The sequence below is a fragment of the Bartonella sp. PS7NMGDW genome (assembly GCF_042193585.1).
GTDB classification, from domain to species: Bacteria; Pseudomonadota; Alphaproteobacteria; order Rhizobiales; family Rhizobiaceae; genus Bartonella; species Bartonella grahamii.
In genome coordinates this window covers 1-7213 of sequence record NZ_JBHILX010000023.1, presented here as the reverse complement: position 1 = coordinate 7213, position 7213 = coordinate 1, and the positions used below count along the sequence as shown (strand labels likewise).

2 protein-coding genes are annotated in these 7213 nt (G+C 38.3%); both read left to right on the top strand.

All coding sequences use genetic code 11. The features are described from left to right. The coding region (locus tag ACFIKJ_RS08165) for an autotransporter outer membrane beta-barrel domain-containing protein (RefSeq protein WP_375670454.1) at positions 1-2780 on the top strand (2780 nt) is incomplete at its 5' end. A gap of 744 nt (positions 2781-3524) precedes the next feature. Further along, positions 3525-7213 (top strand): right-handed parallel beta-helix repeat-containing protein (locus ACFIKJ_RS08160; protein ID WP_375670453.1); only part of this gene is annotated, 3689 nt, incomplete at its 3' end.

Below are 7213 nucleotides of genomic sequence, written 5' to 3'. Positions count from 1 at the left end.
AAGAAGGCAGCACCATTACTTTAGACGAAAAAGCTGCAGTTACATCATCTGATGGTTATGGACTTCATGCAGAAGGTTCAGGATCTAAGATCACAATGGCAGAAGGAACAGTAACAATAAAGAATGAAAAAGCTGCATTATTTGCAGAAAAAGGTGCACAAATTGATGCCACGAATGTTGCTTTAACAACAGATGGGAAAGGAACCGGTGCATTTGCAATTGGTCCTGATAGCAGAATTGAATTGCATGGCGATACAACAATTAACAATACTTGGAACGGTCTTGGAGCAGTTAATGGTGGTAAAATTACCAGTGAAAATTTAACCGTTATCGGTGGTGAAGCAATTGATCAAGACCCCTATGAACCACGATCTGGTATATGGACGGAGGACTCTGGGAGTGAAATTACGTTAACGGGCAAAACAACCATTCAAAATTTTGATGAAGGTCTTTATGCAGATGGTGGGAGCAAAATCATTAGCGGAGATTTAACAATAATCGGTGGTGAGTCCGAAGAAGCAACCGTTGGTGTAAGCACTTGGGAGGCCGGTAGTATAGTTGAATTAAATGGCAAAACAACCATTCAAAATGTTGATATTGGTCTCGCTACTGGTGAAGATGGCACAACTAAGATGGTTAATGGCGCTATTGATACTAATTCTAAAGATCTAGATCCCCAATCCGACACTCCTCAGAATGGGAAGAAAAATAAAATAGAAGCAAAAAAAGCTGCACTGGTTGTAATAAATGGCGGACATATTGATCTGAAAGATGTTTCTGCCACAGCAGAAGTTGCCGGTTTACAATTCGCAACTTTCTCTGACAACAATCCAAATGGCTCGCATGATCCACAAAAATATCATAGCAATGAGATCAACCTGACCAATGCAGAGCTTCATGCTGAAAATGGCACAGGAATTTTCATTGGAGCTGTTGTTGAAAAAAGCATCGAAGATGCGGCAGCCCCATCAATCGGCACAGTCAATCTTAAAAAATCAGAAGTCCATGCTGACGTATTATTAGGAGATGGTATTTTTTGGGACAAAATGTCATGGAAAGATAAAAATTTGTGGGATGGTAAAGAGGTTAAAGCGATCTCCAACGGCACTTTTACATTAAACGCTGATCAGTCTACTTTAGAGGGCAGAGCGAATATTGCTAAAGACAGAAATGTACACTTTGATCTGAAAAACGATACAACATGGACGTTGAAAATCAGCAAAAACGAAAAAGATGCTGATGGCAATCTCCTTGATATTGCTCAAAGATCTCGTTCTGATGTTTCTGTGCTAAACCTCAACAACAGCTCCATTGTTTTTGATAAACCAACAGAAGATCATTACCAAACATTGCATATAGGTTCTGGTAAACCAGACACGCAAGAAGTCTACAACGCAACGGGTGATGCGAAGATTTACTTCAACGCTGAATGGAGTGATGGTGCTGCAATAGATGACCAAAAAACCGATAGACTTTTGATCAATGGAGATGTCTCTGGTAACACATCAGTTTATGTTACGGGGCGCTTAGAAGGGAACAATGTCAAAGCAAATACCTCTGCTGCTGCCAATATCCGTGGTCTGTCACTCATTCAAGTTTCTGGAAAAGCAGAAGAAAACTCTTTCAAACTTGTAAATGGCTATACCACAAGAGATGGCTTACCGGATATGTATACACTACGTGCCTATGGACCAGACTCAAGCCATGGACAGGCCGATATTGCGCAAAACCTGTTTGATGAAAAGAATGAAAATTTCTGGGATTTCCGTTTACAACCTGAAATTCTTGAAGCGGGTTCTGGCTCTGGTCCAAGTGTGATCGCCCCTGTAGCACAAACAGCAAGCTATTTGGTCATGCCAAATGCTCTCTTCTACAGTGGATTAACAGATATGGCTAAACAAAACGCGCTCTTAGCCAATATCAGAACATCTGTCTTAGGAAAAGAAGAAGAGAAACAAACCGGTTTCTTCCTTTACACCTATGGAAGCACAGGAACTTTATCTTCTGAACGCGGACCTCTCAAATACGGTTACGGTGCTGATATTCGTTATGCTGCTCTCCAAGCCGGTGTTACATTGGCAGCAATTGAAGGGCAAAATACCACAACACATCTCGGTCTTGTAGGCACCTATGGGCAGCTGTCATTCACACCAAAGGACATAAAAGATGCAGGAAAGAACACGCTGGATAAATGGGCCATTACAGCCTATGGCAGTATACAGCATAACAGTGGTTTCTACATCGATGCACTCTTGTCCTATGGTATCCTAAAAGGGCATATCGCCAATGCCATCAGAGGCAATACCGCAAAATTGAACGATGCCAAAATGTTGAGTATCTCCACCACTGTTGGCAAAGAATTTGCAACCGGAATGGAAGGTTTAACATTTGAGCCACAAGCACAAATTGCCTATCAACATTTGATGTTTAACACCATTGAAGATGCTGATAATTTCACTGTTGATATGAACAATCCTTCTCAATGGTTAATCCGTGTTGGTGGACGTTTGACCAAAACCATTTCCACTGAAAACAGCCGTCCTATGTCTTTCTATGGAAAAGTAAACTTGATCAAAACCTTTGGTGATGATGGTACCATTCATATTGGTAGAGACTTTGACCTTGATCCTATGGGACCTGCAATTGAAGGCGGCATTGGCATCAATGCACAACTGTCTCACAATTTCTCCCTTCATGGTGATGTAAGCTATCAACAAAAGCTTCAGAAAACTGGTATAAGTGGTGCTAGCTTTTCAGGTGGAATACGCTATCAGTTTTAAGACAAGGCTGTAAAAATAGCCTATCATTCTATTCAATTTAACAAAAAGGCAGCTCAATGTGCTGCCTTTTCGCTTTATATAAATCCTAATAACACTAAAACTACCCCCTGCCTTTTTATCAAGAAAAATATAAGGTATTTTTATCCAGAATATATTAAAACCCACAAATAATGAAAGCGGAAACCTTTTAATAAAAATGCAGTTTTGCAGTTTTATTAACCAAAGTACCTTTCATTTAAAGCTTTAACATAAAGCTCTTTATTAATTACGTTTTTAAACTGAAGATATGTCTGTTTTATCGCCCTCAATAAGATAAGCAATTATAAGAAACTTTCCCCTCATCTGAAAACTCAAACAAATTTTTTATCTATAAAATATTCAAACAAGAAAAAACACAAAAAACTATAAACGATAGGATCGTAAAATATATTCGAATAATTATTATAAAATGTCTTAAGAGACATAAAGAACTCTCAGTAATTATCAAAAATTATGTTTATTATTTTATCAAGATATAAAAAATAATTCCACTACAAACAGAAAATCAATAAACTCATTTAATAAAAAATAAACTATACATAATATGCATTTTCATGAAGATTATTTAAAATATTTGACAAAGAAGTAAAAACAACTTACCGAGCTAGAGGTAATGTAACAACACTAAGAACAGTAACTCATTTTCACTTCTTCTTATGAGGTCGGTGGGGAAATGAATATTGGGGACTTCAAAGGAGAATACGGGTGTATAAAAAATCCCTTTTATCATATACAGCAACAGTCGCGATCATACTCTCTAGTATCTATTCCAATGCACATGCTGAATCTCTTGAAGCTTCTGGAGAAGGACACGCCATCACCGGAGAAACCGGAAAGGCCTATGAAATTCTTCATGCAAAAGAAAGTGGCAAAATCACTGGTGAAAATTTAACCGTAACCGGAAATAAAGACACCAATAAAGGCGCTAACAAAGGCTCCAGCGAAGGGGGCGTCTCCCCTCCTCCCGGATCATCTTCTTTAGAATCACCCGCTGCTGTAACAGCTGAAGGCAAGAACAGTATGATCACATTAACGGGGGATAAAACAACCATTAAAGGAACTGATTCTGCCATTATCGTAGGTGTTGAAGCAAAAAACGGTGGCACGATCTCCATAACTGGAGGCTCCATTAATGCTTCTGATTTTGGTGCGATCTTCATGAACAGTAACAGCGACAAAAACAAGCTGGAAAATGTAACAATATCAAGCGGTGATGATAAAACACTACTGGGATTCGGAGCAGGAGCAGAAAACAGTACAGTCACTTTAAAGGATGTAATCATAAAACAAACAAACAATGCTGTAAGTGCAAAAGGTGGCTCTACAATAACAATCACTGGAGGTTCATTTGCTTCAAAAGAAGCAACAATAGTTGCCTCGCAAAACAGCAAAGTCACTATAAACGATTCTACGATTACATCATCTGACGACTCTGGACTCTGGGCAAAAGAAAGTGGCACGATCTCCATGACTGGAGGCTCTATTAATGCTTCCCACGCTGGTGCTAGCTTCTTGAACAGTAACAGCGACAAAAATAAGCTGAAAGGTGTAACAATATCAAGTAATGAAGACGGAAAACAAATAACCTTTGGAGTAACCGTACAAGAGAACAGTACAGTCACTTTAGAAGATGTAACCGTAAAACAAGCAGAAAACGCTATTCTTGCAAATAATAGTTCTAAAGTAAAGGTCACTGGAGGCTCATTCGCTTCAAAAGAGGCAACAATAGCTGCCTTGAAAAACAGTGACATCACTATAGAGGGCGCTCAAATTACATCATCTAATAACTCTGGACTCATGGCACAAAATGGTGGCTCAATCTCTATGAATGGAGGTTCCATTAAAGCTTCACAAGCTGGTGCTTACTTTTTGAATAGTAATAGCGACAAGAACAAACTAAAGGATGTAGAAATATCAAGTAATGAAGGCGGAACACCTATACTCTTTGGAGTAAAAGCAGAGAAGAGCAGTAAAGTTGATTTAGAAGGTGTAAGATTCTCTCAAGCAGACAGTGGTATATCTGCAGATAGTAATTCTGAAATAACAATCTCTAAAGGAGAGTTTGACTCTAAAAAGGTAACTATACACGCTGAAAACGGCAGCACAATCACTTTAAAAGACAATACTAAAGTTACATCATCTGATAACGTTGGGCTCATGGCAGAACAAGAATCCACAATCAACATGACCGGAGGAGAAGTAACTGGAAAAACAGGAGTCGTTGGAGCAAAAAATGGCGGACACATTACGGTAGAAAATGTTACCCTAACAATAGATGGCGCCGATCCCATTGAAAATAACGAATCAATTACAAGTGGTTTTGGTGCATTTTCTGAGGGTAAAGATAGTCTAATTGAGTTAACTGGAGATGATACAAAGATTAAAAATAGTATAATTGGACTTCAGACAAAAAAAGAGGGTGCAATCAGTATGAATGGAGGCTCCATTAATGCTTCATACGTTGGTGCTCGCTTTACGGAAAGTAAAAGCAACAAAAACAAACTGAAGAATGTAATAATATCCAGCAATAAAGAGAATGAGCTACTAGTCAATGGAATCAATGCAGGAAAAGAAAGTATAGTCTCTCTAGAAAATGTAAACGTAAAACAAGCAGAAAACGCCATTGTTTCAGATAGTAATTCTAAAATAGAGATTACTGGAGGATCATTTGATGCAAAACTAGCAACAATATCTGCGCAAAATGGCAGCTCAATAACTATAAATGATTCTAAAATTACATCATCTAATGACACTGGACTCTGGGCACAAGAAGGTGGCTCAATCTCTATGAATGGCGGTTCCATTAAATCCTCATACGCTGGTGCTTCCTTCTCGAGAAGTAAAAACGAAAACAACAAACTAAAGAATGTAGAAATATCAAGTAATAAAGAGGGAGAATTATTAATCATTGGAGTAGAAGCAAAAGATAAAAGTCTTGTTACTTTAGATAATGTCAAAGTGACTCAAGCAAAAAATGCTATCATTTCAGATAATAACTCTACAATAACAGTCTCTGGGGGATCATTTGTTTCAAAACAAGCAACAATATTTGCGCAAAACGGCGGCACAATCACTATAAATGATTCTAAAATTACATCATCTGATAACACTGGGCTCTGGGCAAAAGACAATAGCACAATCAAAATGACGAAAGGAAAAGTTAAAGGAGGAATTTATGCAGCATTAACTGCTGAAAACGGTGGACACATTAATGTTACAGATGTTTCTCTCTCAGTAGCCACAGGTGGTGGAGCTGGTGCAAATGCCAGCGGCCCTGATAGTATGATCGAATTGCATGGAACAGAAATTGATCATGCTTTTCTTGGGCTTTATGCAGAAAAAAATGCTATAATTAAAATGACCGGAGGAACTATTACAACTTCTACAGTTGGTGCTACCTTTTATGACAGTAAAAGCAATGAAAATAAGTTGGAAGATGTGACAATATCGAGCAGTCAAAAAGGTGAAACGGTAGTGTTTACAGGATTAAATTCCCAAGCAAGCAATGTCACTTTAAAAAATGTACACATTACAAATGCAAAATTCGGCGTATATGCAATGGATCATTCTAAAATCACAATATCAGGAGGATCATTTGTTGGAAACGATATAGGGATTAACGCAGAGAGTGGCAGCACCATTGCTTTAACCGATGATGCCAAAATTACATCATCTAATGGTTATGGGCTCCATGCAAGTGGACTAGATTCCACCATCACAATGACGCAAGGAAACATAACGGGAAAAGAGGCAGCATTGGCTGTTGAAAACGGTGGGCATATTGATACAACAAATATTTTTGCAACAGCAGAGAGAAATGGCATAAAATTTGAAAATCCTGAAGAAGATATAACCTCAGAAATCAATTTAACCAACGCAAAGCTTCACATTAAAAACGGCATTGGAATTAACGTAGATGAGTCAACCGGCACAGTCAATCTTGGCAAAAAATCAGAAATCCGTGCTGACGTTCTATTAGTAACCAAAGCTTCAGCTGAAGAAAATGGTTTAGCTTTTACACTCAATTCTGATAACTCCATATTAGAGGGTAGAGCAAAAGTTATTAACAGTCCTAAAACAATCTTTAATTTGCAAAACAATACACAATGGATTGTAAAAACCAGCACAAACGAAAAAGATGATGATGGCAATCTGCTTGATATTGCTCAAAGATCTCGTTCTGATATTTCCACGCTCAATCTTAACAACAGTACTATTGTTTTTAATGGACCAACAGAAGAGCATTATCACACATTACATATAGGCTCTGGTAAACCAGACACGCAAGAAGTCTACAACGCAACGGGTGATGCAAAGATTTACTTCAACATTGCTTGGAGTGATGGTGCTGCAATAAATGACCAAAAAACCGATAGACTTTTGATCCATGGGGA